Source organism: Mesoflavibacter profundi, from assembly GCF_014764305.1.
Lineage (GTDB): Bacteria > Bacteroidota > Bacteroidia > Flavobacteriales > Flavobacteriaceae > Mesoflavibacter > Mesoflavibacter profundi.
Genome location: NZ_CP061703.1, coordinates 1,344,038 through 1,370,780 on the forward strand (window position 1 = coordinate 1,344,038; position 26,743 = coordinate 1,370,780).

The following is a 26,743-nucleotide window of genomic DNA, read 5'->3' on the forward strand; positions in this document are numbered from 1 at the left end:
TTTGATAAAACTGGTTAGTTTGAGTAACTTTTTTATAGATTGTAAAGAGTGAAAATTTGTACCGAAAACAAGAATTTAATTTAGTTCTCGATACAATTTCTCGTTCCTTAAAATTAGTTTAATTCTGGCTTGTTTGTTACTTCTCTACGTCTATCCATTGTCCTTTATTTCTAACAAAAAAGGTGTTGTCGTACATGGCTTCTGCTTGTAATCCAGGTAAGTAATATTTACCAAGATAAGACGCATTTAGCATGACGTTAAAAGTTTTAGTTTCTTTTTGTTTTAAGTCAAAATAGAAATTAACTCGGTCATCTCTAATATCTGTAAATCTAGCTTGACTAGTAGTAGAGCTACCAAAATCTGTAAAACGTGTATTAATAATTTCCCAACCAGAAGGAAATATTTGTGTTAATGCAACATCGTTAATACTATAGTTTTTAGAATTGGTGATTTGTACAGTTGCAACAAAATCTTCTCCTTGTTTTAGTTTAGAAATATCTATTTTATCTCCTTTTAAATTTTTGTACGAAACGTTAGTACTTAAGCCTCTTTGCTCTGCTAATTCTTTACCTAATGGTAATTTACCTGCGCTTAAAATACGGACATAAACAAGGTTTTCGTAATTATTTTTTAAAGTAATTGTATTGCTACCTTCATTTATGTTTAAAACGCGTTGTGCTAAAGCATTAGAACTATTAATGGTATGTGATTTACCGTTACTATTATAGCTTACTTTTATGTCTTTACCACCATTGGTTATTACCATTTTACCCATTGCTAATAAGCTATAGGCTGTGGTTTGAGTGCTCATCCATTGGTCGCTAGATAAGTCTTTAGCTATAGTTTCGGCTAGATCTTTAGTGCGCTTATCTTTAGTAATTACCATTGTTTCTAAAGCCATAGCACGATTTCTGTTAATAGATCCGTAAGTGTAATAGTTGTTTTTTAAAGGTTTAAAATTAATATTAGCAGTGTTTGATAATGCATTGCTAGCTTCGGTTTGTCCAGCTAATGCATAAGCTGCAGCAAGACGCCATTTGGCTTCGTTAGATAACTCTGAAAATTCGCGAAGACGATTCATTGCGGCTAAGTCTGGACTATCTGCAAGTGCTAATGTATATAATCTATAGGCTTGTGCAAGATCAGAATTATAGTTGCTGTAACTTGGTCTCCAGTTTTGCGCAGCTTCTTTTTGGTATTTTATCCAATTGCTTTTAAAAGTTAGAGGTAAAACGTAGCCTTTCCTTTCGGCTTCAATTAAAAAATGACCAGCATAACTTGTTCCCCAATCGTTAGCAGTATTTTCTCCAATCCAATAACTTAAACCGCCATTTGGTTTTTGAAAATGCCCTAATCTTTTAATTCCATCTTTGATGTTTTTTTCTATTTGCTGAATTTTTTGTTGAGGTAAATCAAAAATATCGGTTAAAAATAACTGCGGAAATACACTAGATGTTGTTTGTTCTACACAACCATGAGGATATCTAATTAAATAATCTAAGCGCTTAGAAAAATCCATTGGAGGTAATGTAGAAAACTCTATAGTTGCACTATTTGTACCAGTAACACCAAAGGTTGAAAACGTTATGGTTTTGTCACTGTTTGGGTTAAGCGTTTCGGTATAGCTTTTAGTAGATATTGGATTAACGTTTTCTACATCAATTTCAACTTTATAAGTTGAAGTTTCGCCATTTCCAGATGCTATAACTTCGATAGTATTTATACCTTTGGCTTTACTTACATCCAAATTAAAATATTCCATCTTTTCATCTGGTTTAGTAAAACTTAGTGTTTTAGATGAATTTCCAATAACTGAAATTCCGTCACTTAATTTTAACTTCAGGCTTACCTGTTTCACTTTGTTTTCCATAGCAAATACGGTAACAGGTAAGGTAACAAGTTCTCCTGGACTAAGTTTACGTGGTAAAGACGCTAATACCATTAATGGTTGTTTAACCTGTACAGCTTTTTGCGCGTTACCATAAGCTTCTGTCTCTAAATGACTTGCAACAACCATTGTTCTAACAGATCCTACATAGTTAGGCATTTTTATTGTATGCGATTTATTATCGCCAGCTTTTAATTTAAATGGACCTAAAAATGTTACAACAGGTTTAAATCTATTCGCTTTTTTGTTTTTTCCTGCTGCTGCATTACCATCTCCACCAATTGCGAAAATTTGCTCAATACTTCCGCTGTAAGCACCAATTACATCATCAAACATATCCCAAGTTTTTACGCCTAAAGCTTCGCGAGCATAAAATGCATCCCAAGCATTTGGTGTTTTAAAACGGGTTAAGTCAAGTAAGCCTTCTTCTACAACAGCAATGGTGTAAGACATAGGTTTTTTGTTTTTTTCTGAAACAAAAACAGTAAAATCTTCGTTAGGTTTTAATACGCTAGCCATTTTAATTTCAGGATGTAAAATGGTTGTTGGATCTTCTACCATTAAAGGAATAACACCATATAAACGTAAAGGTAAATCGTTTGCTGTAGAGGCATGTGGTTGTAATAAAGAAATATTTACAAATACATTTGGTGCCATTTGTTTGGTGATAGGTATATCTATTGTAGTTTCACCTTTTGTAGTCTCTACCCATCTATGTTCTATAACTTCAGAACCATTTTCTATACTTATTAAAGCATTAGCATTTGTGCCAGAAGGAAAAGTAACTTTAGCAATATCGCCAACGTTATAATTTGCTTTATCTGCTGCAAACACAAGCATACTAGCTGCTTCTTTATCGTTAGATGGTTGACGTTTCCACCAATTTTTATAAAAATATGCGGTTTGTCCGGTTGTATGTCCAGATTTTGGATCTTTAATTGTAATGTAATATCTGCCACCTTCTTGATCAGGAACTTTTATATTAAAGCTTGATTTACCTTGTGCATTTGTGTTTAATGTGGTTTCAAAAAAGGGTTTATAATAAGAGCTTGATGTGTATTTAGATAAATTGTCTTCTGAAGAATTCCACCACCAACGCCATTCTATTTTATAAACTTTAACTTCTACATTATTTTGTTGTATAGGATTACCTTGATCGTTAACCGTAACAATATTAAAGGTGTTATTTGTGTCGGTCTCGAAAGATCCATAACGTTTTGGTTTAGGCGATTTTAAACCAACAAACGAGTTGTAAGGTGCGTAAGGCATAGAAAATGCATCTAAAGAGAAATCGCCTCCGTTTTCAAAAGCTCTAACTAAAAATTGTGCATTTAACATTCCAGGAGCACCTTGACCTAACGTTAAGTTTTTTGTGATTTGGGCTAAGCCGTCTTCATTTAGTTGTCCTTCAAAAATAGTTATGTCTTCTGTATTAAAAGATTTTGCAGGATCTTTAAATATGTAATCAGGATATGTGCTAAATCCAGCGTTTGAATTAGTAAACTTAGCTTTTACTTCGGCTTTTAAATTTTTTGCTGGCGCGCCATGTAGCCAATTTACTGCTAGATTTGCGTTTAAATTACTGTTGGTTTTTAATATGTTGTCTTTAAAATCTATGTTTATTTTTAAACGATTTGGTTTAACAGTTTCAACTTTTAAAGTTTTGTAAAAATTAGCGCCACCAACGCTAACTTTAGCATTCCAATTTCCTGTTTTGTCTTCGGTAGAGGTTGGTATGGTAAAGGTGAAAATATTATCTGTGTGTTTAGTGGTTACATTTTTGTAAGCTAACTTTCCGTTAGCATCTGTAACCTCTAATTTTACCGGATGATTTTTTGGTAATTTATTGGCTGCATCGTTTAACATAAAGGTTAGAAATATAGAATCTCCAGGTCGCCAAACACCACGTTCTCCATAAATATATCCTTTTAAGCCACGTTTTAATGTATTACCTGAAACATCAAATTTACTTAGTGATAAAGCATTACCATCTTTTAGTTTTATGTAAGTTACATTATTGCCTTTTGTTACTGTTGCAAAAGCAGCATGCTTATTTGCTTGTATTGTAGCAAAACCTTCGTTATTGGATATGGCTTTTTCGATGTCTTGTTGCTGAAAATTATATAAAGTGATTTGTGCTCCAGCTTCTGGTTTGGTGTTTAAAATGTTGCTTACAGCAAAAAAGTATTTATTATTCGTTCCTTTTTTTACAATCACACCTAAGTTAGATCCAATAAGATTTTGTGCTATAACTCGGTTAGAATTGTAATATGCATCATGACAAGGATTATTGCGTTCTCTCCAATTATAATTGTCATTACGATAGCTATAGGTTAGATTATCCCAATATTCTTCTTCTTTTAGATCTTCATCTTCGGTATTTGTTTGCGAGTAATTATCGTTATAATAATCGTCGTAATAGTAATCATCTTCGTAATAATAATCATCTTCATCATCATTGGTAGAAGTTACATTATTATTGCAATCGTAAAGAGAATATTCTTTTTTATAGTCAATTTCTACTCTGTAAATAGCACCAGGATCTGCTTTTATATATTTAGAAAGATCTACGCTATAGGTTTTCCATTTTCCATCATTTTCTATAGGATTTTCAATAAGTTGAATGGTGTGTTTTGCTATGCGTCTTCCAACACGACGTACAGCACGATTGTTGTTACTGTACAGCTCGTTATCTTGTAAAAACTGAAGTACATTATCTTCAAAAATTTTAATAATTCTAACATCTACTGCTTTTAGATTAACTGCTTTAAAGTTGAAATTTAGTTTTTGAGAATTAGGTAAAAATACACCGCTATTTATTAATTTAACTTGAGGTTTTATATCTTCAAAAGCTACATTTTGGCTAAATGGTGTTTTTAGTTTAAATCCATAAGTGTTTGTAATACCTTGAAAAACATCTACTTTTAATTGTCCTGTAAGCTTAGTTTCTGGATATACTTTTAGTACATTACCATCGACAATAAATTTTGGATTTTTAGCATTTTGTATTGTAATTAATCCATCAAAATTTTGTTGTTTTTTTATTGGATCTGAAAAGTTAAGCGCAACGTATTGTTCTGGAATTTGATATACATCTAAGCTAACAACTTTAAAATTGTTTTTACCAGGAATTGTTATTGTATTTTCTCCAGTATTATCTGCATTTATGGCTTTGCCATTCCATTTTACTGTAATTTTATCATCTTCTACTTTACGTTTAATACTATCTATTTTAAATTCAAAATACTTTGAAGGTTCAATTTTTTCGTTCCAAACAATTTTTAAAGATGTATCGTCCTGTTGTGCAGTAATTAATTGTTTTGCTTTGTCTATTGTAATAACATCTGCAGATTTTAAAATACCATTTACGTATTGTAATTCTCTACTATAAGATTGTATGCTATTTGTTTCTACTATAAAATTAGGCGTAATGGTTTTAAAATTAAACGTATAATTATCAAAACCGTCAGGTAAATCATTATAAAGCTTTTCTAAGTTTAATGTGACTTGATACTCTGTATTAGGTTTTAAATTTTCGTCAGGAATAAAGGTAAACGCGTGATTGTTTACCGCTTTTAACTCGCCTTGAACATGTGGATTGATTTTAAAAAATTCTCTGTCTAATGTTTGATCTGCAGTCCAATCACTAATGTTTTTAGCAAAACTAATGTTAATTTTATCTGCTACCGATATTCGTCCAGAAGTGGTATAACTAATATAATCTCTATACTTAAAAAGATTATCTGTTTCAGTTTGTTTTTGTTTGCATGATAGAATTATAAAGCAGGAAAGAACAAAAAGGTAAAAAGATTTTAATTGCATTGATTAATAGTTTTATATAAAAGATTAATAGGAAGATACTTGTTAAATTAATTACGTTAAAATTTTAAGTTTTAGTCTGTAGGTAAATGTTAAAAAAATGATAAATTATTGATTGTAAATACCAATATATAATTCGCCTTTATCATTGATAGACGCACGATACATGCCAGCAGTATTAAAATCCATAACAATATTTCCAAGTTTATCTATAGCTATAATACCACCTTTTCCTCCAAGTTTAGGTACTTTGTTTTGGATCACTTCCTTTGTAGCTTCTTTTAGTGATAATCCCTTGTATTCCATTAATGCAGAAATATCATGAGCAACCGTAGCGCGAATAAAAAATTCTCCCCAACCAGTTCCAGAAACAGCACAAGTCGCATTATTTGCGTAAGTACCAGCACCAATTATTGGCACATCGCCAACACGACCAAACCGTTTGTTAGTCATTCCGCCAGTAGATGTTCCTGCTGCTAAATTGCCATGTTTATCTAATGCAACACAACCAACTGTTCCAAATTTTGAAGCTTTGATAATATCGTCGTAAAAAGCTAATCCTTTATCTTTTTTTAGCTCTTGAGCTTTAACTTTTTTTAAGCTTTCTAATCGGTTTTCAGTTTTAAAATAATTAGGATCTACTAATTCAATACTTTGTTCTTTAGCATAGTTTTCTGCGCCTTGACCTGTCATTAACACATGAGGCGAAACATCCATTATTGTTCTTGCTAAATTTATAGGGTTTTTTACAGTAGTAACAGCTGCACAAGCGCCAGCATTTAATGTTTTTCCATCCATAATGGACGCATCAAGCTCGATAGTTTCTTCATTAGTAAACACAGCACCTTTTCCAGCGTTAAACAAAGGAGAATTTTCTAAAACAGTAATAGTTTTTTGTACAGCATCTAAGCTAGTTCCTCCATTTTTTAAAATATTATACCCTAATTTTACAGCTTCTTCTAGTTTTGATTTATATGCAGCTTCTTTTTCTTTGGTCATGTTTTCTTTTAAAATTGTACCAGCGCCGCCATGAATAACTATAGCAAATTTATTAGTTATAGTTTTAGAAGTATTGTTAGTAGTTTGAGGTATGTTTTTAGTAGTATTTTTATCACTATTACAGCTAAAAACAACACCAATTAAAAAAGTGATTACTATAATTTTAAAACGCATCATAATGTAAATTTAGTTGCATTAAAATTAGCAATTTTATAACTGACTTTGTCCTAAAAAATCAACATAATATTAGTATATTCGCTAAAAATTAAATAATTCGTAAAAAACACATAAATATGGAAGCAACTGCTACCGATTTCGGAATAAAAGACGCTTTAAATCAATTAGGACTTAAAGATGTAAACGACGGAACATCTACAGGTTCTAATAATTTTGGAAGTGGTGTTTTAATTGCATCATATTCTCCAACAGATGGAAAGCTTATAGGTAAAGTATCTACAACGACAAGAGAAGACTACGATAAAGTTATTAAAACTGCTCAAGATGCCTTTTTACAATTTAGAGCAATGCCTGCGCCACAAAGAGGTGAAATTGTAAGACAATTTGGTAACCGTTTAAGAGAATTAAAAGAACCATTAGGTAAGTTAGTATCTTACGAAATGGGTAAATCGTTACAAGAAGGTTACGGTGAAGTACAAGAAATGATAGACATCTGCGACTTCGCAGTAGGTTTATCAAGACAGTTAAACGGACAAACTATTCCATCGGAAAGACCTGGACACGTTATGAGAGAGCAGTGGCACTCCTTAGGTATTGTTGGGATTATTTCAGCATTTAACTTTCCAGTTGCTGTTTGGTCTTGGAATACAGCATTAGCTTGGGTATGTGGTGATGTTTGTGTTTGGAAAGCTTCAGAAAAAGCGCCACTTTGTGCTGTAGCTTGTCAAAATATTATAGCTGAGGTATTAAAAGAAAACAACTTACCAGAAGGTATTTCTTGTATTATAAATGGAGATTATAAAGTAGGAGAATTTATGACTACAGATCATAGAATTCCGTTAATCTCTGCAACAGGATCTACACGTATGGGACGCATTGTTGGTGCTACTGTTGCCGAGCGTTTTGGTAAATCTTTATTAGAATTAGGAGGAAACAACGCTATAATTATTACGCCAACTGCAGATTTAAAAGTAGTTGTACCTGGTGCAGTATTTGGCGCTGTTGGAACTTGCGGACAACGTTGTACAAGTACACGTCGTTTAATTATCCACGAGTCTGTTTACGATAAAGTAAGAGACGCTATTGTTGGTGCCTACAAGCAATTAACTATTGGAAATCCTTTAGACGAGAAAAATCACATTGGACCATTAATCGATACAGATGCTGTAAACACGTATTTATCTGCAATAGAAAAAGCAAAAGCTGAAGGCGGAAATGTACTAGTTGAAGGTGGCGTTTTAGAAGGTGAAGGATACGAGTCTGGTTGTTACGTAAAACCAGCGATTATTGAAGCTAAAAATGATTTTGAAATTGTTCAAGCAGAAACTTTTGCACCAATTTTATATTTAATGAAATACTCTGGCGATGTAGAAAATGCAATCGATATGCAAAATGGTGTTGCACAAGGATTATCGTCTGCAATCATGACTAACGAAATGAAAGAAGCAGAAAAATTCTTATCCTTTGCTGGTAGTGATTGTGGTATTGCAAACGTCAATATTGGTACTTCTGGAGCAGAAATTGGAGGCGCATTTGGAGGTGAAAAAGAAACTGGTGGCGGACGCGAATCAGGATCTGATGCATGGAAGATTTACATGCGTAGACAAACTAACACAGTAAATTATTCAGACCAATTACCTTTAGCACAAGGTATTAAGTTTGATTTATAATATAATTTCGCTTTCGCGGAAGTTAAGCCACATCTTTTTTTTAGATGTGGCTTTTTTAATGAAAGATTTTACCTACAATATTTGTGTTTTATCGAAAAATTCACTTTTCAATAGAGATATTATAATCTAAGCGTTAAAACATTAACATATTTTTAATAACTTAATACTCATAAACTTAAACCTAAAATTATGAGTAAAAAAACTAGATATCTTTTAGGTATTTTACTAACCATTATTATTGGTACTATTTTATATTGGTTTTTTTGTTGTCAATATTGTAGTAACAATGGTAAACACAACCATAAAAAACATCATTTAAAAACTAATGATGTAGTAAAACCTACAGTAACTAAAACACCATTTTTAGTTAACGATCCAAATGGTAATTTTAATATTGAAACAAATAGTAGTTTTAATTTTAAAACTTCAGATTACCATGTTATTAAACCTTTGTCTCCAAATCTAGAAGACGGTTTAAATAATTTAGCCAAATATTTTAGTTCTAATCCAGAAAAGCACCTTTTAATTACTGGTGTTTATAAAGAAGAAGAAGAAAACCATTCTGCGTTTCCAAATCTTGGTTTAGCACGAGCAAATGCGGTTAAAAATTTAATAGCATCAAGAGGTGTTAATTATAAAAATATAACTACAAATAGCCAATTAGATAATAGCTTAACAGCAGATGTAAGTTTGGTTTTATATGGACCTTTAAATTTTAATATTACAACAAAAGACCAGCAAGATACTGTAAATACAAAAGAATTAGAAGACCAATTAAAAGCTATTAAAGCAGATCCATTAATCTTATATTTTGATACTGCACAAGTAGCTATAGAGTTAACAGCTTCACAAAGACAAAAAGTAGCAAATATGGTAGATTATTTAACAAAAGTAGATCAATCCCATATTGTTATTACTGGTCATACAGATAACCAAGGATCTAGAGAAACTAATATTAAAGTAGGTCAAGGTAGAGCAGATTTTGCTAAAAATTATCTTATGGATAACGGTATACCAGAAAACAAGATTATTAGTACATCTGTTGGACCAGATCACCCAATTGCAGATAATACAACAGAAGAAGGAAAAGCAAAAAATAGACGCGTTGTCGTAACCATTAACTAAAACTAAAAACCATGACTATAATTTTATTATCAATACCATGTTGGTTAATTCCATTACTAGTTGGATTAATATGTGCCTTTTTAGGGTATTTATTAGGTAAACTTTTAAGTTCTAAAAACACAACTACTATAGATGTAGATGTGTATAAAAACAGGATTTCTAAATTAGAAACAGATCTTGCAGCATGTAAATCAAGTAAATCTAATGTGTCTCATACATCTGGTGCAGCAAACACAATTGCATCGTCTTTAACAGCAACAAATACTATTAAAGGTGTTGCGTTTAATCCAGAAGAAGCTAAAGCAGTTTTTGGGAAAAAAATAACAGAAAACGACTTAACCGTTGTAGAAGGTATTGGACCTAAAATAAAAGAACTATTTCATAATCATGATGTAACTACTTGGGCAGATTTAGCAAATTGTACTGTAGAAAAGTGTAAAGACGTTTTAAAATCTGGCGGAAAACGTTTTGAAATGCACAAACCAGGAACTTGGCCAAAACAAGCAGAATATGCTGCAAAAGGACAATGGAAAGCATTAAAAGAATGGCAAAGCCAATTAAATGGCGGTAAATAATTTACTAACCAACAAAAAACCACTGTCGTGATTTGATAGTGGTTTTTTTAATTTAAATCTTTTTCAATGCCGAAACTTTATCGGGAGAAAAAGATTATAGAAAGTTGATTAATAGCTCTGTAAATATATCACAGAACATTAAACTTACGGTTAACTAATTTATAACTGGTCGTTAATTTTGTATAAATGGTAGTTTAATACTTGATTAACTGTATTTTACCTTTCTTAATATTCTAATACACTCTTTATATTTGATATAAATTTTTGGGTATTTTTTTAAAAAAGGTTTAGATTCATGTAGCTTATCTATGGCTTCATGAAATAAATTTAGATAACATATTAGATACGTTTCTGGTAGGTTGTTTAGATCTTGTAATTCTATTTTATTTAAAGAAATTCCTTTTTTTAATTTTTCTAAAATAGAATTATTAGAATTATAAATATGATGAAGTACTTTTTTATCATATTCTGGCGGATTAAAAACCAAAGTGCTGTTTATGTTGTAATTTGCATTTTCGTTAAAAGAAATTGTGGTTTCTTCTAGCGGATAATACTTGTAATTACCTTGTATGCCTAGTTGTACATATTCTAAAATAGAAAAAGAATCTTCGTTATATTGTATAGCGACTTCATCTAACGTAGAGTAAAACAATCTAACCTGTTCGTTAATTAGTTCTATGTCAACTCTAGAATAAAAAACTTCGTCTTTTACCACCTTTTTTATTCCTGCCCAACAGACTATAAAGTACTCTTTAAAGACTATGTATTTTGGATTGTAATCGTTTCTTTTTTGCATAAAATCCATAACACCATCTAAAATATGCTGAATGTTATTTTGCGCATGTTTCTCGATAGAAGCAACAATTTCAGAATTTACATCCTTAATTTCTATATCAAAAACTTTAGGCATACTCATGCTTCCGTCTCTAAAAAAAACAGAGCCGCCATAATATTTCCAAATGTTTTTTCTTAAAGATGTAAGTCCGTCGCTTGGTCTAATAGTGACTAATCCGACAACCTTGTAATCTGGTAAATGCGGAAAAGGAATGTTTTCATATTGTACAATTGGCGGATTGGTTAAATAGGCATTTATTAAATTCTGAATTTTAGAATCGTCAAAAAAATCTACACCAACTATTTTATTGTCTTCGTCTTCTACGCCAATGACGATATAAGAATTATTTTTTGGGTTAGAGTTAGAAAGTGCGCAAACGTGTTTTAAAAATTTTGCTTTGCCTTCTTTTTGACCAATATCAATTTTTCGTTTTTTGTCATAAAAACTGTTCTCATCATTATGAGCAAGTAAGTTTTTAATTAAAAGACGTTTATTGATCATTTGTTTGTCATTACTGCGTTGGTACGAAACTTTTAAAGTGTTTCTAATTCTCTTTTTATATTTTCTCTAGCCTTATTTTCAAATTGTATTTTATAAGTTTTAGTAAAGTACAAGTTGTCCCGTTCTAAAAAGTGTTTAAGCACTTTTTTTCGACCAGATTTATACATAAAATCAGGATATATTTTATACTCTTTTCTAATTTGTTGAGTATAATTTTTATAAGTTTCCCAATTAGATCCAAGAATCGATAAATCTAAATCTAATAGGTAAGCGTTATCTTGATTTTGATTTAAAATTACGTTATGTTTTTTAGTTGAAAGGATTAATTCTTCAACTTTTTTAATCGAATTTATATTAAAACTGAATGATTTAAGTCTGTTTTTAGCAAATGCTGCGCTTTTTTCTTCGTTGTCTTTTTTGGTTGATTTGTAGATAATATCGTGATACCAAATTGCAAATTTGAGTTCTGGAAGATTAGCTATTTCATCTTTAATAGTTTCAAGTTGAACTAGCATATTATGAATGTGTTCTAGATTATGATAATATCTTGATTTTTTAGAATACTGAGATATAATGTCTTCCCAATAATTATAGATTAAATCTTTATCACTAGAATAATTTGAAGCTAAAGCAATCCATTCATTTTTCAACCAATCTATCATAGATTACTCTTTTTTCACAATCGTGCTACTAGCTTGAGCCGTACAAAACATTAACACGTCTGCAAGGTTAACATGTGCTGGACGCGATACAGCAAAATAGATAACTTCGGCAACATCATCTGCTTGTAACGCTTTGTAACCTGTATAAACGGTATCTGCTTTGGCATCACCTTTAAAGCGTACTTTAGAGAATTCAGTTTCTACTAATCCAGGATTTATAGCTGTAACTTTAATCCCAAAAGGGTTAAGGTCTATACGCATACCTTCGGTGATGGCAACAACTGCGTGTTTACTTCCGCAGTATACATTTCCGTTGGGATATACTTCTTTTCCCGCAGAAGAGCCAATGTTAATAATGTGTCCGCTTTTACGCTCGGTCATATTTGGGATTATGGCTTTGCTAACGTAAAGTAAACCCTTAACGTTTATGTCCATCATTTTGTCCCAATCGTCTAAATTTCCGCTTTGGATAGGATCTAATCCGTGTGCATTACCTGCATTATTAATTAAAATATCTATGGTTTTAAATTCGTCTGGTAAAGAATTTATAGCATTAAACACAGCATTTTTGTCACTAACATCAAAATTTAAAGTAAAAACTTTAGTTTGCTTAGACAGTGCTTTTTCAATGGTGTCTAATCGTTCTTGTCGTCTTCCGCAAAGTATAAGTTTAATGCCATGTTTGGCAAATTCGTGTGCTGTTGCTCTTCCTATTCCGCTTGTTGCTCCTGTTATTAATGCAGTTTTTTGACTCATTTTTTTACAGTTTTTAAAGGTCTAAATTTTAATGTATAAAGTTTTAGTTTTTCTATTTGAATAATTAAGGCACTTTATGACCTTGACAAGCTACTAAAATTAAGAACCAATCTTCCAGTTCTAAATCAATTTTAGTAGCTGCATAAGCATCTTTTAGACGTTGTTTTGTTGTAGTACCAACTACAGGAATAATGTTTGAAGGATGTTTTAATATCCAAGCTAATAGTAATTGGTCTTCGGTAGCATTGTATTTATCTAAAAAAGCGCCTAATTGCTTGTGTATACGTCTTGTTTGCTCTGTATCTTCTTTAAACACATAACCTAAAGGTGACCATGACATAGGTTGAATGTTGTTTAGCGTCATATGGTCTAATGTACCATCGTGCATAGCGGTATGCTGTGTTAAAGAAAACTCTATTTGATTAACGTCTACACCAACATATTTATTTAATAAATCCGTTTGATTTGGTGTAAAATTAGAAACTCCAAACGATTTAATTTTTCCTTCTTTTTTTAATATTGAAATTGCTTCGGCAATAACCTCAGGTTGCATTAATGGACTTGGTCTATGCAATAATAACAGATCTAAATAATCTGTTTTTAGATGTTTTAAGCTGTTTTCGGCAGACCAAATAATATATTCTTTAGTGTAGTTATAGTGTTTAACTTTTAATTCTGGTCTAGATTTACCAAGGTATTGTATGCCGCATTTGCTAATTAACTCAATGTTATTTCTGTCGATTCCGCTTTCCGCGAAAGCGTGACCAAAATCTGCTTCAGTACTGTAATCGCCGTAAATATCTGCATGATCAAAGGTGTGTATATCGTTTTCTACACAATGATGCATAAGATTAATCATTTCTTGTTTTGACAATTGTTTTCCCCATTGTCCCCAAGTCATTGTTCCAGCTATTACTTTAGAAAAATTCATTCTTTTTAATTTGAGTTTTTATATTTGTGCTAATTATGTAAAAATACTCTTAAAAGTCTTTTAAATTAAGAACTTTTAACCAATTATTAACATCGGTAATTGAAAAAAAATTACAATTTGCAGAGCTTGAAATTATTATAGTTTCAAATTCCTAAAAAACTAATTTATAATGGAAGATACTAGTACTGTTGATATTGCATCAATAAATGCGAAAATAGAAAAGGAGAGTGCATTTGTAGACTTACTTATGCTAGAAATGAATAAAGTAATTGTTGGACAAAAACACATGGTCGAGCGATTACTAATCGGATTATTAGGACAAGGACATATACTTCTTGAAGGTGTGCCAGGTCTAGCAAAAACTTTAGCGATTAACACTTTATCACAAGCTATTGATGCTAGTTTTAGTAGGATACAATTTACACCAGATTTATTACCTGCAGATGTTGTTGGTACATTAATCTATAACATTAAAGAAAATGACTTTTCGATAAAAAAGGGACCAATATTTGCCAATTTTGTTTTGGCAGACGAGATTAACCGTGCACCAGCAAAAGTACAATCGGCTTTATTAGAAGCGATGCAAGAAAAGCAAGTAACTATTGGTGACGAGACCTTTAAATTAGATAAGCCATTTTTAGTAATGGCAACTCAAAACCCAGTAGAACAAGAAGGAACGTATCCTTTACCAGAAGCACAGGTAGACCGTTTTATGCTAAAAACGGTGATTGATTACCCTAAACAAGCTGAAGAGCAATTAATCATGCGTGCTAATTTAAAAGGCGCTTGGGATAAAGTAAATCCTGTTGTTACTACAGATCAAATTATAAGAGCACAAAAAGCAGTAAGAGAAGTGTACATGGATGAAAAGATTGAAAAATATATCCTAGACATCATCTTTGCTACACGTTACCCAGAACAATATAGACTAGATGATTTAAAACCATTAATATCTTTTGGTGCGTCGCCACGTGGTAGTATTAACTTAGCTAATGCAGCAAAATGTTATGCGTTTATCAAACGTCGTGGTTATGTAATTCCAGAAGATGTTCGTGCTGTTGTACAAGATGTATTACGTCACCGTATCGGAATTACTTACGAAGCTGAAGCAGAAAACGTAACTGCAGAAGACATCGTGAACAAGATTGTAAACGAAATTGAAGTACCTTAATCAGTTGGCAGTATTTAGTCAACAGTCTTCAGTAAAACTTAATTTACCGAATTCTTTTAACTAAATACTATTTAGGACTGCAAACTGCACACTGAACACTGCATACTGAAACAATGGATACTAAAGAAATACTTAAAAAAGTTCGAAAAATAGAGATTAAGACACGTCGTTTGTCTGATCATATTTTTGGAGGCGAATACCATTCGACTTTCAAAGGTCGTGGTATGACTTTTTCTGAAGTACGCCAATACCAATTTGGTGATGATGTAAGAAACATCGATTGGAATGTTACCGCACGTTATAACGAACCTTACGTAAAAGTTTTTGAAGAAGAACGTGAGCTAACCATGATGCTTATGGTTGATGTTTCTGGATCAGAATTTTTTGGTACAGAACAACAATTTAAAAACGAAGTCATTACCGAAATTGCTGCAACACTAGCATTTTCAGCAACTCAAAATAATGACAAAATAGGTCTGATTTTATTTTCAGATGAAATAGAACTTTACATACCACCAAAAAAAGGAAGATCTCATGTATTGCGTATTATTCGCGAGTTAATCGAGTTTCAACCTAAAAGCAAACAAACCAATATTTCCGAAGCTTTAAAGTTTTTACGTAACGTCATGAAAAAGAAAGCAATTGTTTTTATGATGAGCGATTTTATTGCTGAAGATTACAAGCAAACCCTAAAAATTGCAGCTGGAAAGCACGATATAACAGGAATTAGAATTTACGATAAACATGAAGAAAACATACCAAATTTAGGTATGGTAAATATGCAAGACGAAGAGTCTGGCGAGCTAATGTTAGTCAATACAAGTTCTAAACAAGTAAGACAAGAATACGCAAAGTTTTATGCAGATAAGGTCAACTACTTTAAAGATAGTTTTGCAAAATCTGGCGCAGGAAGTTTGTCTTGCAGAACCGATGAAAGTTACGTAAAAAAACTATTAGGCTATTTTAAAACAAGAGGATAAATTGTAAGGTTTAGCGCAGTCCAAACCTAATTTAATATGAAGAAACAGTATTTAAAATATAACAAAGTAAACACAAAAGGCTTTTGGTCTTTGATCTTTTTTCTATTCTCGTTTTTATCATTTGCGCAAGTTACATCATCTATAGATTCTACTTCAATAAAAATTGGTGAACAAATCACTTATAAAATTGAAGTCGAAACCGATACGGTAAACCCAGTTATTTTTCCTGAAGGTCAAACATTTATGCCTTTAGAGATGATAGAATCCTATCAGCCAGATACTATAAAATACGATGCTAAATACAAACTGATAAAAAAGTACGGTTTAACACAGTTTGATTCTGGTAAATACGTAATTCCAAAGCAAAAAATAATTATTGCAGGTAAGACGTTTGCAACAGATAGTATGTTGGTTGAGGTTAACGATATAGTTGTAGATACAACCAAGCAAAAGCTTTACGATGTAAAGCCAATGATAGACGTTAAAAAACCTTCTAGCAATTGGTGGTTATGGTTGTTGCTAATTATTGCTATCGCTGCAATAATAGCCTTTTTAGTGTATTGGTTGGTGTGGCGAAAAAAACCATTAACCGAAGAAGAAAAAATAGCACAATTACCACCTTACGATCGTGCAAAATTAGCCTTAAAGCAACTAGACGAAACTAAATATTTAGAACGTGCCGAAATCAAAGAGTACTATTCTGAGCTAACCTTTATCATTAGAAAATATTTAGATGAAAAAGTTTACGATAAAGCATTAGAAAGTACTACAGATCAATTAATAGATCGATTAAATATTTTGCAAGAAGGTAATCAAATAGAGCTAAGCAAAGATGATATAAAAAATATTGAAGCTATTTTAAAACGTGCCGATTTGGTAAAATTTGCAAAATCTGCTCCAGATATCGAGCTTGCTAAATTAGACAGACAAACCATAGACACAGAAATAGATCAAGTAAAAGAAGCCTTACCAGAACCAAGCGAAGAAGATTTACGTAAAAACGAAGAATACCTTAAGCTAAGAGCTAAAAAAGAAAAACAAGAAAAAATCTGGATTACAGCTGCAATTGCTTTAGTGTTTTTGATAGGAACTGTTGGCGTATTTAGTTATAAGTATGGTATTAATTACGTTATAGATACAGTCACAGGTAAAGACACCAAACAATTATTAGAAGGTAATTGGGTAACTAGTGAGTATGGTTTTCCGCCAATGACAATTTCTACTCCAGAAGTTTTAAAAAGAGAAGATGTTGAGGTAGAACAAAGTATAGCGCAACCCATTACAAAAACAGCTTTTGCGTATCAACTAGAAAATCAATTTATCATAGAAGTTTCTACAACTACAATAGAAGTAAATCCGCAAGCCGAAAATAAACCATCTGCAGAAGATAATATTAAGAAAGCAATAGAAGATAATCTTAAAAGTTTAGACGCTAAAGGCGCAAGAAATATTTTACCAGTTACAGATAAATTTGTTACGCCTAATGGCGCAGAAGGTGTAAAAACATCAGGTACATTAGAGTATCCAATAGATACTAATAAAGAGAAGTATATCAATGGTCAGTTTGCGTTGTTAAGTTTTGCAAATCAAAATGTAATACAACAAATAATGATTACATATGCAAAAGATGATGTGTATTTAGACCAAGTTGTAGAGCGTGTTTTAGCATCTATAGAATTAAAACCTAAAGACGAATAATGTTACAAGGGATAACTTTTGAAAATAAAATCTTTTTCTGGTTATTGTTAGCATTACCGCTAGCAATACTTTGGTATGTTTTAAAACATAAACGTCAAACAGCTGAGCTTAAAATTTCAAGTTTAAAAGGATTTAAAACAAATCAATCTTGGTTGCCAAAGCTAAAGCATGTATTATTTGCATTACGATTAATTGCTTTAGCTTTATTAGTTACTGCGTTAGCGCGACCAAGAACTTCAGAAACTAAAAGCAAAACAAAAACCACAAGAGGTATAGATATTGTTATGGCAATAGATGTATCTGCAAGTATGTTGGCTAAAGATTTGCGTCCTAACCGTTTAGAAGCATTAAAAGATGTAGCGTCCGAATTTATTAAAGGAAGACCAAACGACCGTATTGGACTAGTTGAGTATGCTGGAGAAAGCTACACAAAAACACCAATAACCAGCGATAAAGCTATTGTTTTACGTAGCTTAGAAGAAATACAGTATAATACCATTATTGAAGGCGGAACAGCAATTGGTATGGGATTAGCCACTTCGGTTAACCGATTAAAAGATAGTAAAGCCAAAAGCAAAGTCATTATTTTATTAACCGATGGAGTTAATAATTCTGGAGCTATAAATCCTTCTATTGCAAGTGAATTAGCTGTAGAATTTGGTATTAAAGTTTACACCATTGGATTAGGTACAAATGGTATGGCGTTATCACCTGTTGCTTTTTTAGCAAATGGAAGATTTCAGTATGATCGTGTACAAGTAGAAATTGATGAAGAGTTGCTAAAAAGTATAGCAACAGCAACTGGTGGAAAGTATTTTAGAGCCACAAATAATCAAAAACTGGCTCAGATTTATGACGAAATAAATAAACTAGAAAAAACCGAAATAGACGAGATAAAATTCACAACCTATCAAGAACATTTTAGACCATTTGTAATTGCAGCAATGGTATTGTTATTGCTAGAATATCTTATGAGAATTACAATCTTTAGAAGTTTTGTTTAAAAGAAATTCCGCGAAAGCGAAAAATTAAAAATTTATGTTTCAACTAGAAGAAAAAATATGGTTTTGGACAATGCTAATCATTCCGGTGATAGTTGTTTTCTTTTTGTTGCTACTATTTTGGAAAAAGCAAACCCAAAAAAAGTTTGCAGACAAAGCACTTTTAAAGCGATTAAGTCCAAACCAATCGGTATTTAAATCGGTACTAAAAATAATTGTTTTAAGTCTGGCATTTGCAAGTCTAGCTATTGCATTAGTTAACCCAAAAATTGGAACAAAGTTAGAAACGGTAAAACGCGAAGGTGTAGACATTGTTTTTGCAATAGATGTGTCTAAAAGTATGTTGGCAGAAGATATTAAGCCAAACCGATTAGAAAAAGCAAAACAATTAGTATCTCAAATCATCAACAATTTAGGTAGCGATCGTGTTGGAATTATCGCTTACGCAGGAAAAGCGTTTCCGCAATTACCAATAACTACAGACTATTCGGCAGCAAAATTATTTTTGCAGAACATGAATACAGATATGCTGTCTTCACAAGGAACAGCTATAAATGAAGCTATACAATTGGCAACAACGTATTATGACGATGAAGAGCAGACTAATCGTGTGTTAGTTATCATTTCTGATGGAGAAGATCATAGTGAAGCAGCAGTACAAGTTGCAGAGCAAGCCAAAGATGAAGGCATAAAAATCTTTACTATTGGCGTTGGTCAAACAAAAGGTGGACCAATACCATTAAAAAGAAATGGAGTAATTACAGGTTATAAAAAAGATAGTCAAGGTGAAACCGTTATCACAAAATTAGACGAACAAACACTAAAAAATATTGCAGCAACAGCAAATGGACAATATTTAAAAGGACAATCTACAGATCAAGTAGTTAATAAAATGAAAGACATTTTAAACACTATGGATAAAACCGAATTTGAAGCTAAACAAATTGCCGATTTTAAAGACCAATTTCAATGGTTTTTAGGCTTAGCAATTTTTCTGTTTTTTATAGATATTTTCCTTTTAGAACGAAAAACAGCTTGGCTTAAAAAATTAAATTTATTCAATGAGAATTTATAAAACCCTTAACACCAATACATAAAGGTCTTTTATATATTTATAGGCTTCATTATATTAAAGGATAATTTAAAATGAAAAACGTATTAACCTACATACTTTTATTAATTTCGGTAAGCTTAGTTGCTCAAGACAAAGACCAAGAAAAAGCACTTTTAAAGCAAACCAACAAAGCATTATCTTACGTAGCAGATGCAAATGAATTTGCAAAAAGTGACGATTTTGTAAATGCCGAAATGGAATACCGTAAAGCCTTATCTACAAAACCAAACCAAGCTGTTGGCGCTTATAATTTAGCCTATCAATATTATCAAAAAGGAAGCTTAGACGAAGCATTATACCGTAATCAACAAGCAGCAAAACACGCTACAGATAAAGTTGAAAAGCATAGAGCATTTCACAATATTGGTAACATTTTAATGAAACAAGAAAAATGTAAAGAAGCGGTTGAAGCTTATAAAAATGCACTTCGTAATAACCCAAAAGATGACGAGACACGTTACAATTTAGGTTTAGCAAAAGACTGTGCAAAAAACCAGCAAGACGACGAGCCTCAAGAAGACGATAAAGACGGAGAAAATAACCGTGATAAAGACGAAAACCAAAACGAGGATCAAAAAGAAAATAACGAAAAACAACAAGAAGACCAAGATCAAAAAGACCAGAAAGATCAAGGCGATCAGGACAAAAAAGAAGGCGATCAAGACCAAGATAAAGATGGTAAACCTGATGATAATAAAAATCAAGATCAAAAAGAAGGCGATCAAGATAACCAACAGCAACAACCACAACAAGGTCAATTATCGCCACAGCAAATTAAAAATTTGTTAGAAGCGATGAATAACCAAGAACAAAAAGTTCAAGAAAAAATAAATGCACAAAAGGTTAAAGGTGCCAAAGTGCAAACCGATAAAGATTGGTAAAAAATTATAAATTTGAAGCTTAACATTCAGAATTAAAAGAATTAATAGTGAAATTACTTAAACACATATTCATTTTACTACTTGCTTTAGCACCAGTATTTGCTATAGCTCAAGATGAAGAAGCAATAAGTTTTGTAGCTAAAGTTAGTAAGAAAAAATTAGGTTTAAACGAACGTTTACGTGTTGATTTTGAAATGAATAAAGACGGAGATAATTTTCAATCTCCAAATTTTGAAGGATTTACAGTAGTTGGTGGACCAAACCAGTCTGTAAGTCATTCGTGGTTTAACGGTAAGCGTAATTTTTCAAAAACATATAGTTACTTTTTGGCACCAAAACAAATGGGAACATTTACCATTAATCAAGCAACTATAGAGATTGATGGTACTGTTTATAAAACATCGCCCATCACTATAAAGGTAACCAAAGCTATAGATATACCAGAAAACCCAAACGATCCAGATTATATTTTAAAAGAAAATATTCATTTGGTAGCCGAAGTATCTAAAACAAATCCTTATTTAAACGAGCCAATTACAGTAGTTTACAAATTATATGTTGCTCCAAAAGCAGGAATAAGTAATTTTAGAGAAACCGAAAGTCCTAAATTCAATGGATTTTGGAGTCAGAATATAGATATTAAAGGAATTAGACCTCAAAACGGGACTTACGACGGAGAAGAATATAGATATGTAGTTTTAAGAAAAGCAGTGTTATTTCCTCAAAAAACAGGAAAATTAGAGATAGAACCTTTAAGCTTAGATTTAACAATTGACGTACCAACTAATCAAAGAGATATTTTTGGTCGAAGAATAAACAATCAAGCACATCGTACAATAACTGCCAATACAAGAACAATTAATGTAAAACCGTTGCCACAACAAGGTAAACCAGTAGATTTTACTGGTGCTGTTGGCGAATTTGACTTTAATGTTACTGCGACAAAAACCGAGCTTAATGCTACAGAAGCCTTACAAGCAAAAATAGAAGTGTCAGGAAAAGGTAACTTAAAACTATTTGAATTACCTGGATTAAAAACTCCAAGTGCATTAGAAGTTTACGATCCAGAACATGAAGAGAATATTAGAACAAACCTAGCAGGAATGCAAGGAAAAATTTCTGATAGTTATACCATTGTACCACAATACAAAGGAAAATTCCCTATTCCGCCAGTTACATTTTCTTATTTTGATTTAAAAACTGAAACTTACAAAGTCTTATCTTCTAAAGATATTGTTATAAATGTTTTAGAAGGACCAGTTTATGCAGACGCAGATAATAATTTACCTACTAATAACAATCAAAAACAAGCAGTAGTTTTAAATGATAATCAGTTTGCATTTATAAAAACTAAAACCAATTTAAAACCAATACAACAAGAAACTTTTTTTAATACAACTGCATTTTGGATGAGTTTAATTACGCCTTTATTAGCAATACCATTAGCATTACTTTACAGACGTAAAAGAGACCAACGTAGCGCAGATGTTGTTGGGAATAGATTAAGAAAAGCAGATAGGTTAGCTAAAAAGTATCTTTCTGAAGCTAAAAAAGCTTTAGGACAAAAAGAAGCTTTTTACATCGCATTAGAAAAAGCATTACATAATTACTTAAAAGGTAGATTGAATATTGAAACTACAGATTTAAGTAAAGAAAAAATAAGTCTTCTATTAGAACAAAAGCAAGTAGATAACAATACTATTAAAGACTTTTTAAAGCTTTTAGAAAATTGTGAGTTGGCAAGATATACACCAATGACACAAGTAGCAATGGAACAAGATTATAACAAAGCATCTTCTACAATTAGTAATATAGATAAACAAATACGTTAGTATATTTTATGAAACAACTTGTAGTTTACATATTATTTTTAGTAACTGTTTTTACTCAAGCACAAAACAATAGTTTGTTTGATCAAGCTAATGCACTTTATAACGAAGGTAAGTTTGCAGATGCAGTTAATAAGTATGAAGAGATTTTAAAAACTGGTCAACATTCTGCAGATATATATTATAATTTAGGTAACGCGCATTATAAATTAAATAATATAGCGCCAAGTATATATTACTACGAAAAAGCATTACAGTTAAAACCAAACGATAAAGACATAAAAAACAATATTGCTTATGCGAAAAATATGACCATAGACAATATTCAGGAAGTGCCAAAATTAGGATTATCAAAGTTTTTTAATAAAGCCATTCATGCTTTAACTTTTGATAATTGGGCCATATTAACTATAGTGTTTGTTGTAGGTTTTGTAATGCTAATTATCACCTATTTTTTTACACAGTTAGCTAGTAAGAAAAGAATAAGCTTTATTACAGCATTATTAAGTCTTTTTTTAGGACTAATTACTTTAAGTTTTGCTTTTAAAAAACAAAACTTAGATAATAGTAATAATCCAGCCATAGTTTTTGCTAAAGAAACAGAAGTAAAATCCGAACCTAATTTAGGAAGTACTCAAGCATTTGTACTACATGAAGGCACAAAAGTACAAGTCTTAGATACTATTAATAATTGGAAAAAAATTAAGTTACAAGACGGTAAAGAGGGTTGGATAATTTCGGGAGACATTAAATTACTAAATACTTTTTAGTATATTTAGCTTTTTCAATAGTGGAAAAGTTATATTTGTTTCTCAAAAAATAAACATGTCCAAACAGTTTATATCTATATTTTTTTCAATTTTATTTTTAGGGCTAATTACAGCACCTTCAATTATTGTTGTTGTAGATTCAGATATAGATATATCGGTATTATACAGTGTTTCTGAAGAAGAAGAGGAAATTAAAAGTCTAAAATTAGTAGTTACTAATACAAAGGAAGATTCAGAATGTTTAATTGTAAACGAAGATTTTCCTAATTTAGATTATCTCTTTAAATCTTATACTAAACCAGACCTAAATTTAATATCTCCGCCACCAGATTACAACTTATTATAATTTAGATTTTTTTGACGTTTACGTCATTCTTTTTAATTAATAATTAAAGTTGTTTGTAATCAAGCAACATTCAAAATTTATAATATGTTTAAATATATTAAAAATGACTTACCTGCAAGTATAGTCGTATTTTTTGTGGCATTACCATTATGTTTAGGTATTGCATTAGCTAGTGGCGCACCTTTATTTTCGGGTTTAATTGCTGGTATAGTTGGTGGTATTGTAGTAGGATCTTTAAGTGGATCTAAAATTGGTGTTAGTGGTCCAGCTGCTGGACTAGCAGCAATTGTATTAACAGCAATTGGTACTTTAGGTGGTTATGAAAACTTTTTAGTCGCTGTAGTTTTAGGAGGTATAATCCAATTAGTATTTGGATTATTAAGATTAGGAATCATAGGTTACTACTTTCCGTCTTCAGTAATTAAAGGTATGTTAACAGGTATTGGTATTATCATTATTTTAAAACAAATACCACACTTTTTTGGATACGATCCAGATCCAGAAGGTGATTTTGCATTTTTCCAAGTAGATGGTGAAAATACATTTTCTGAAATTTTAAATTCGATTAATCACATAACACCAGGATCTTTATTAATAGGTGTAATTGGATTAGCAATTTTACTATTATGGAGTAATGTGTTATCTAAAAAAGGTAAAATATTTCAGTTAATTCAAGGTCCTTTAGTAGCAGTAGTTGTTGGTATCATATTTTATGTATTAACAAAAGGACATTCTACTTTAGGAATAGAAAGCTCACATTTAGTAAGCGTACCTGTTCCAGAAGATTTTTCGTCGTTTTTAGGACAATTTAGCTTTCCTAATTTTACAGCAATTACAAATCCAGAAATTTGGATTGTAGCTTTTACTATTGCATTAGTTGCAAGTTTAGAAACTTTACTTTGTGTAGAAGCAACCGATAAGTTAGATCCATATAAAAATGTAACACCAACTAATAGAGAGTTATTAGCACAAGGTACCGGAAATATCCTTTCTGGTATGATTGGAGGATTACCTATTACGCAAGTAATTGTTCGTAGTTCGGCAAATATCCAATCTGGCGGACGCAGTAAAATGTCGGCAATAATACATGGTTTCTTTTTATTAATTTCTGTAATATTAATACCTAAGTTATTAAATATGATACCGTTATCTGTTCTTGCAGCAGTGTTATTAATCGTAGGATATAAACTTGCAAAGCCAGCATTATTTAAAACAATGTATGATTTAGGTTGGAAACAATTTTTACCATTTATAGTAACAGTTGCAGGTATTGTATTTACAGATTTATTAAAAGGAATTGCTTTAGGATTAGCAGTAGGTATTATAGTTATACTAATAAAAAGCTACCAAAACTCGCATTTCTTACATAAAGAAGGAGAAGATGTAGACGACGGAAAAATTAAAATGACACTAGCAGAAGAAGTAACTTTCTTTAACAAAGGAGCAATTTTAAAAGAATTAGACCGTTTACCAGAAAATTCTTATTTAGAATTAGATGTAAGAAAAACACGATATTTAGATAATGATATTATCGAGATTTTAGAAGACTTTTCAGTAAAAGCAAAAGAACGAAATATCAATATCAAGTTAATTTCAGAAAGAGGAACAATAGAAAACCCAGAAAGTTTTGTAGAGTTCTTTAAATTAAAACCTAAAACACAATTAAACTAACAAACAACACAATAGAAGATACTATGAAAGCACATACTAAAGAAACACAAGCTACAATGACGCCAGAAAAGTCATTACAGTTTTTAAAAGAAGGAAACGAAAGATTTCAGCAAAACTTAAAAGCAAATCGTAATTTATTAGAGCAAGTTAATGATACAAGCGAAGGACAATTTCCGTTTGCAACAATATTAAGTTGTATAGATTCTCGTGTCTCTGCCGAGCTTGTTTTTGATCAAGGATTAGGAGATATTTTTAGCGTACGTATTGCAGGAAACTTTGTAAACGAAGACATCTTAGGAAGCATGGAATTTGCTTGTAAATTAGCAGGAACCAAACTAATTGTAGTATTAGGACATACAAGTTGCGGCGCTGTAAAAGGTGCATGTGATCATGCCGAAATGGGTAACCTAACCAAGTTAATCCAGAAAATAACACCAGCTGTGAATGCAGTCTCAGAACCAAGTGATGAGAGTTTAAGAAACTCTAAAAACTTAGAATTTGTAGATGAGGTATCAAAGAAAAACGTAGAACTTACAATAGATCGCATCCATGCAGAAAGTCCAATACTTTCTGAAATGGAAAAAAATGGCGAGATTAAAATAATAGGCGCTATGTACGATATTAATACTGGTGGCGTAGAGTTTTACGAATAAGATTAACATGAAAAAGAACACATTTGCAGCATTACTAGTTTTAGTAATGCTGCCTTTTTTAGGGATAAGTCAAAATAGCGAATTAGGTAATTGGATAATCGTTTTTGGTAACAAGCAATTAAATAGTAAATGGAATTTACATGCCGAAGTCCAATACCGTAATTACGATGCTATAGGCGATCTAGAGCAGCTACTGTTAAGAACAGGAATAGGATATAATTTAACCGAAAATAATAACAACCTACTATTAGGTTACGGTTACATAAAATCTGAAAATTACATAGGTCAAACAGAAGATAAAATTAATGTAAATGAACATAGAATTTTTCAGCAGTTTATAACAAAACAGCATCAAAACAGATTAAATATAACACACCGTTATAGATTTGAACAACGTTTTGTAGAAGACGATTTTAAAATGCGATTAAGATACTTCCTATCTTTAAATTATCCATTAAATCATAAAAATTTAGAAGATAAAACATGGTATTTATCAAGTTATAACGAGCTGTTTATTAATACCCAAAAAGACTTGTTTGATCGCAATAGGATCTATTTTGGTACAGGATATAAACTAAATAACGCTGTAAAATTTGAACTAGGTTGGATGAATCAAATATTCAGTTCAGACTCAAGAGACCAAATAAATATGATAGCCTTTATAAACTTTTAAATAAGAATAAGAAGGTAA

At 31.4% G+C, this 26,743-nt stretch carries 21 protein-coding genes; 15 read left to right on the forward strand and 6 right to left on the reverse strand.

The annotated features are described in order from the left end of the window. Positions 1-136: 136 nt before the first annotated feature. A complete protein-coding gene (locus IFB02_RS06155; RefSeq protein ID WP_106687593.1) occupies positions 137-5,710 on the reverse strand; it encodes an alpha-2-macroglobulin family protein in 5,574 nt (1,857 codons plus the stop codon). Between the two features lie 105 nt (positions 5,711-5,815). After that, positions 5,816-6,880 carry an isoaspartyl peptidase/L-asparaginase family protein gene (locus IFB02_RS06160; protein WP_370214078.1) on the reverse strand — a complete coding sequence of 355 codons (1,065 nt, stop codon included), beginning with the start codon at positions 6,878-6,880 and terminating at the stop codon, positions 5,816-5,818. A 119-nt stretch (positions 6,881-6,999) separates the two neighbouring features. On the opposite strand from IFB02_RS06160, the gene amaB reads away from it, so the two are divergent. From amaB to IFB02_RS06175, 3 genes are all read left to right on the forward strand, one after another. Next, positions 7,000-8,553 (forward strand): L-piperidine-6-carboxylate dehydrogenase, encoded by a 1,554-nt coding sequence (amaB, locus tag IFB02_RS06165; RefSeq protein WP_106687591.1) that lies wholly within the window; start codon positions 7,000-7,002, stop codon positions 8,551-8,553. A 189-nt stretch (positions 8,554-8,742) separates the two neighbouring features. Then, positions 8,743-9,678: an OmpA family protein gene (locus tag IFB02_RS06170; RefSeq protein WP_106687590.1), complete on the forward strand. Its 936-nt coding sequence runs from the start codon at positions 8,743-8,745 to the stop codon at positions 9,676-9,678. 11 nt (positions 9,679-9,689) lie between these two features. Further along, positions 9,690-10,253 (forward strand): hypothetical protein, encoded by a 564-nt coding sequence (locus IFB02_RS06175; protein ID WP_106687589.1) that lies wholly within the window; start codon positions 9,690-9,692, stop codon positions 10,251-10,253. A gap of 205 nt (positions 10,254-10,458) precedes the next feature. On the opposite strand, the gene IFB02_RS06180 is transcribed toward IFB02_RS06175, so the two are convergent. The 4 genes from IFB02_RS06180 to IFB02_RS06195 form a co-directional block, all read right to left on the reverse strand. Continuing rightward, positions 10,459-11,589, reverse strand: a complete 1,131-nt coding sequence (locus tag IFB02_RS06180) for an ATP-binding protein (protein ID WP_106687588.1) — start codon at positions 11,587-11,589, stop codon at positions 10,459-10,461. Positions 11,590-11,621: 32 nt separating this feature from the next. Continuing rightward, positions 11,622-12,251: an HD domain-containing protein gene (locus IFB02_RS06185; protein ID WP_223878880.1), complete on the reverse strand. Its 630-nt coding sequence runs from the start codon at positions 12,249-12,251 to the stop codon at positions 11,622-11,624. A gap of 3 nt (positions 12,252-12,254) precedes the next feature. Continuing rightward, positions 12,255-13,007: an SDR family NAD(P)-dependent oxidoreductase gene (locus IFB02_RS06190; RefSeq protein WP_106687587.1), complete on the reverse strand. Its 753-nt coding sequence runs from the start codon at positions 13,005-13,007 to the stop codon at positions 12,255-12,257. A 64-nt stretch (positions 13,008-13,071) separates the two neighbouring features. Continuing rightward, a complete protein-coding gene (locus tag IFB02_RS06195) occupies positions 13,072-13,938 on the reverse strand; it encodes an aldo/keto reductase (RefSeq protein WP_106687586.1) in 867 nt (288 codons plus the stop codon). Positions 13,939-14,107: 169 nt separating this feature from the next. Between IFB02_RS06195 and IFB02_RS06200 the strand changes: the two genes are divergently transcribed. The 12 genes from IFB02_RS06200 to IFB02_RS06255 all read left to right on the forward strand — a co-directional run bounded on the left by IFB02_RS06200 (position 14,108) and on the right by IFB02_RS06255 (position 26,725). Beyond that, positions 14,108-15,109, forward strand: coding sequence for an AAA family ATPase (locus tag IFB02_RS06200; protein ID WP_106687585.1), 1,002 nt, complete (start codon positions 14,108-14,110; stop codon positions 15,107-15,109). Between the two features lie 113 nt (positions 15,110-15,222). Continuing rightward, complete coding sequence (locus IFB02_RS06205) at positions 15,223-16,089, forward strand: DUF58 domain-containing protein (RefSeq protein WP_106687584.1); 867 nt, start codon at positions 15,223-15,225, stop codon at positions 16,087-16,089. A 36-nt stretch (positions 16,090-16,125) separates the two neighbouring features. Further along, positions 16,126-17,787, forward strand: coding sequence for a BatD family protein (locus tag IFB02_RS06210; RefSeq protein ID WP_106687583.1), 1,662 nt, complete (start codon positions 16,126-16,128; stop codon positions 17,785-17,787). Beyond that, positions 17,787-18,791, forward strand: coding sequence for a vWA domain-containing protein (locus tag IFB02_RS06215; RefSeq protein WP_106687582.1), 1,005 nt, complete (start codon positions 17,787-17,789; stop codon positions 18,789-18,791). The genes IFB02_RS06210 and IFB02_RS06215 overlap by 1 nt, the downstream gene beginning before the upstream one ends. Before the next feature lie 34 nt (positions 18,792-18,825). Continuing rightward, on the forward strand, positions 18,826-19,863 hold the full coding sequence (locus IFB02_RS06220; protein WP_106687581.1) for a vWA domain-containing protein: 1,038 nt from the start codon (positions 18,826-18,828) through the stop codon (positions 19,861-19,863). 71 nt (positions 19,864-19,934) lie between these two features. Further along, positions 19,935-20,783, forward strand: coding sequence for a tetratricopeptide repeat protein (locus IFB02_RS06225; protein WP_106687580.1), 849 nt, complete (start codon positions 19,935-19,937; stop codon positions 20,781-20,783). A gap of 47 nt (positions 20,784-20,830) precedes the next feature. Further along, positions 20,831-22,615 (forward strand): BatD family protein, encoded by a 1,785-nt coding sequence (locus IFB02_RS06230; RefSeq protein WP_106687579.1) that lies wholly within the window; start codon positions 20,831-20,833, stop codon positions 22,613-22,615. 8 nt (positions 22,616-22,623) lie between these two features. After that, the gene (locus IFB02_RS06235) at positions 22,624-23,382 is read left to right on the forward strand and encodes a tetratricopeptide repeat protein (RefSeq protein ID WP_106687578.1); all 759 of its coding nucleotides are present in this window, start codon (positions 22,624-22,626) and stop codon (positions 23,380-23,382) included. 55 nt (positions 23,383-23,437) lie between these two features. Next, positions 23,438-23,728 (forward strand): hypothetical protein, encoded by a 291-nt coding sequence (locus IFB02_RS06240; protein ID WP_223878881.1) that lies wholly within the window; start codon positions 23,438-23,440, stop codon positions 23,726-23,728. A gap of 84 nt (positions 23,729-23,812) precedes the next feature. Then, positions 23,813-25,399 carry a SulP family inorganic anion transporter gene (locus IFB02_RS06245; RefSeq protein ID WP_106687577.1) on the forward strand — a complete coding sequence of 529 codons (1,587 nt, stop codon included), beginning with the start codon at positions 23,813-23,815 and terminating at the stop codon, positions 25,397-25,399. A 23-nt stretch (positions 25,400-25,422) separates the two neighbouring features. Continuing rightward, positions 25,423-26,052 (forward strand): carbonic anhydrase family protein, encoded by a 630-nt coding sequence (locus IFB02_RS06250; protein WP_106687576.1) that lies wholly within the window; start codon positions 25,423-25,425, stop codon positions 26,050-26,052. 7 nt (positions 26,053-26,059) lie between these two features. Further along, positions 26,060-26,725, forward strand: coding sequence for a DUF2490 domain-containing protein (locus tag IFB02_RS06255; RefSeq protein WP_106687575.1), 666 nt, complete (start codon positions 26,060-26,062; stop codon positions 26,723-26,725). Positions 26,726-26,743: the final 18 nt, after the last annotated feature.

Excerpts from the sequence above, each read along its gene's own strand:
- IFB02_RS06155 (WP_106687593.1), bottom strand. The coding sequence starts at position 5,710 with ATGCAATTAAAATCTTTTTACCTTTTTGTTCTTTCCTGCTTTATAATT.
- IFB02_RS06160 (WP_370214078.1), bottom strand. The coding sequence starts at position 6,880 with ATGCGTTTTAAAATTATAGTAATCACTTTTTTAATTGGTGTTGTTTTT.
- amaB (WP_106687591.1), top strand. The coding sequence starts at position 7,000 with ATGGAAGCAACTGCTACCGATTTCGGAATAAAAGACGCTTTAAATCAA.
- IFB02_RS06170 (WP_106687590.1), top strand. The coding sequence starts at position 8,743 with ATGAGTAAAAAAACTAGATATCTTTTAGGTATTTTACTAACCATTATT.
- IFB02_RS06175 (WP_106687589.1), top strand. The coding sequence starts at position 9,690 with ATGACTATAATTTTATTATCAATACCATGTTGGTTAATTCCATTACTA.
- IFB02_RS06180 (WP_106687588.1), bottom strand. The coding sequence starts at position 11,589 with ATGATCAATAAACGTCTTTTAATTAAAAACTTACTTGCTCATAATGAT.
- IFB02_RS06185 (WP_223878880.1), bottom strand. The coding sequence starts at position 12,251 with ATGATAGATTGGTTGAAAAATGAATGGATTGCTTTAGCTTCAAATTAT.
- IFB02_RS06190 (WP_106687587.1), bottom strand. The coding sequence starts at position 13,007 with ATGAGTCAAAAAACTGCATTAATAACAGGAGCAACAAGCGGAATAGGA.
- IFB02_RS06195 (WP_106687586.1), bottom strand. The coding sequence starts at position 13,938 with ATGAATTTTTCTAAAGTAATAGCTGGAACAATGACTTGGGGACAATGG.
- IFB02_RS06200 (WP_106687585.1), top strand. The coding sequence starts at position 14,108 with ATGGAAGATACTAGTACTGTTGATATTGCATCAATAAATGCGAAAATA.
- IFB02_RS06205 (WP_106687584.1), top strand. The coding sequence starts at position 15,223 with ATGGATACTAAAGAAATACTTAAAAAAGTTCGAAAAATAGAGATTAAG.
- IFB02_RS06210 (WP_106687583.1), top strand. The coding sequence starts at position 16,126 with ATGAAGAAACAGTATTTAAAATATAACAAAGTAAACACAAAAGGCTTT.
- IFB02_RS06215 (WP_106687582.1), top strand. The coding sequence starts at position 17,787 with ATGTTACAAGGGATAACTTTTGAAAATAAAATCTTTTTCTGGTTATTG.
- IFB02_RS06220 (WP_106687581.1), top strand. The coding sequence starts at position 18,826 with ATGTTTCAACTAGAAGAAAAAATATGGTTTTGGACAATGCTAATCATT.
- IFB02_RS06225 (WP_106687580.1), top strand. The coding sequence starts at position 19,935 with ATGAAAAACGTATTAACCTACATACTTTTATTAATTTCGGTAAGCTTA.
- IFB02_RS06235 (WP_106687578.1), top strand. The coding sequence starts at position 22,624 with ATGAAACAACTTGTAGTTTACATATTATTTTTAGTAACTGTTTTTACT.
- IFB02_RS06240 (WP_223878881.1), top strand. The coding sequence starts at position 23,438 with ATGTCCAAACAGTTTATATCTATATTTTTTTCAATTTTATTTTTAGGG.
- IFB02_RS06245 (WP_106687577.1), top strand. The coding sequence starts at position 23,813 with ATGTTTAAATATATTAAAAATGACTTACCTGCAAGTATAGTCGTATTT.
- IFB02_RS06250 (WP_106687576.1), top strand. The coding sequence starts at position 25,423 with ATGAAAGCACATACTAAAGAAACACAAGCTACAATGACGCCAGAAAAG.
- IFB02_RS06255 (WP_106687575.1), top strand. The coding sequence starts at position 26,060 with ATGAAAAAGAACACATTTGCAGCATTACTAGTTTTAGTAATGCTGCCT.